This is a genomic window from uncultured Campylobacter sp., assembly GCF_938045775.1.
Taxonomy (GTDB): domain Bacteria; phylum Campylobacterota; class Campylobacteria; order Campylobacterales; family Campylobacteraceae; genus Campylobacter_B.
The window spans coordinates 1-1,890 of sequence record NZ_CALIBH010000094.1 but is presented as its reverse complement, the minus strand read 5'-3'; the positions used below and the strand labels follow the sequence as shown (position 1 = coordinate 1,890).

The window sequence follows — 1,890 nt, the reverse complement described above, 5'->3', positions numbered from 1 at the left end:
GCGCGTCCGCAAACTACAATATCTGCATCGACACGTCGTATTGCGGCATCGATAATGCGGTAAATATCATCGAGTATCTAGTCAAACATCACATTGAAAAGTGATTTGCGCCTAAGCGCACAAAAGTGGAATTTGTCTTTTCGAAGATGAATTCCGATCGATCTCGCAAACCCACCCTACTTCTATTGTAATTTTAAAATTCACATCTCTTTCAGCTTGAATTCCATTTGTAAATAACGCATTTTAGGTGTATTATAAAGCCTCTCGTTCAATGCGGCATAAATTCTAAACCGCGCTTGATCGCCACAAAACAGTAAAATTTAGCTAAAATTTGACGAAATTTAAATCCAAATTTAAGGAGATAAAATGCAAAGCAAAGCCTATCTATGCCCAAAATGCGGCGAAAACACGATCTATTTTGACGGCATCTGCCACTCGTGCAGCCAAAGGCAGAGGCGAGAGGAGATTTTAAACCTAAGCGCGGACGAAGTGGAGGCGATGATCCTAAAAATCGCAGACCGCATCGACGAGATCGAAAAATGGGATGAGATTTACAATGATTTTTGGGCGCTTTTTAGCCTGCTGGGTATCCACGATCCAAGGATCGCGCGAGCCGCCACGGCGGCGGAGATATACTGCCCGCCGGAGCTTTACTTCGGCGCGCCTAAGGGCGTAAGAGACGCGCTCATAGCAAAACTAGACTCGCTACAAGACAATGCCAAAAACACTCTAAACGACCTACTGTGCGCGCTTGCGTGGCAGGGTGACGAGCAGACGACGCAGCTTTTTTATGAGCTGTATCAAAACCCAAGGCCGTGGCGCCAAAAGCTCTACGCAGGCACCGAAGTTTACGCACAAATCGGCGGCTGGAGCTTTGATAAGAGGGGCGAGCGAAAATCGCTCGTTTTTGATAAGTGTCTCGCCGCGGTGCGCGTAAAAGATAGCACAGAGAAAAACGGCGGCTGCGCTAGCGAGCGCGGAGGCGACGACGTCGGCGCGCGAAGCAAAAACGCGAGCGGCATGAGTGAAATTTTAAATTTCAAAGGCGGCGCGGGCGGCGAAAATTACGAACAAAACGCGCAAAACGGCGTGGATAAAACTTCAAATTTACACGCGGGCGCGCAAAGTGCTCACGCAAGCATGGACGAAGACGCGATCTTGCAGAACGAACGCGCGAATTTCAAATCAGACGCGCAAAAAGACGCTAGTGGCAGTTTAAATTTAAGCGAAAATGCAAAGGACGCCCGCTACGAAGGCGCAAACCAAAACGCGGATGAGCCCGTACAAATCGGCAAACCTACGGGGCAAAAGTGCGAGTTTTGCGGCTGCGAGATGCTCGATATGCTGCGTCTTAAGGCCGATGAGCCGCGGCTTGCGTTTTTAAATTTAAAGCGCGACGCGATCTTTCGCTGCTGCCCGACCTGCGTCGGTTCGGTAATGTATTTTTGCAAATGCGGCGCGGACGGCGAACTGCAGATGCGCTGCGAGGGCGAAGGGATGGAGAAAAGCTACTTTTCTCAGCAGGATATGGCGCGGCTGAGCGGTATGAAATTTAAGCTAAGCGGCGAAGTATCGCCCTTTTACGGCTGCTTTAGCGAGCTTGATACGACCGTGGGCGGCTATCCGCAGTGGGTGCAGGACGCCGCGTATCTGAGCTGCCCTAGCTGCGGCGGGACGATGAAGCATCTAGCGCAGATCCCATTCGGCGAGCTGGTGCAGGGCGAGGGGATCATATACGTGCAGATCTGCGAGAAATGCGAGGTTTTGGGCGGCTGCTTTCAGTGCACGTGAGGGTAGGCTTTTAAAATTTGCGCCCCGCGCCCGCGCAAAAATCGGCGTCGTGTTCTTTAAATTTAATCAAGACGGAGCTTATGGGCTATTTGGCCTCGG

The 1,890-nt window shown here is 50.8% G+C and carries 1 protein-coding gene; it reads left to right on the top strand.

Annotated elements, in window-relative coordinates:
• The first annotated feature begins 366 nt into the window (after positions 1 to 366).
• On the top strand, positions 367 to 1,791 hold the full coding sequence (locus Q0238_RS03680; protein WP_297943004.1) for a cytochrome C: 1,425 nt from the start codon (positions 367 to 369) through the stop codon (positions 1,789 to 1,791).
• Positions 1,792 to 1,890: the final 99 nt, after the last annotated feature.

What these genes read in the sequence shown, in the direction of transcription:
- Q0238_RS03680 (WP_297943004.1), top strand. Translation starts at nt 367, where the DNA reads ATGCAAAGCAAAGCCTATCTATGCCCAAAATGCGGCGAAAACACGATC.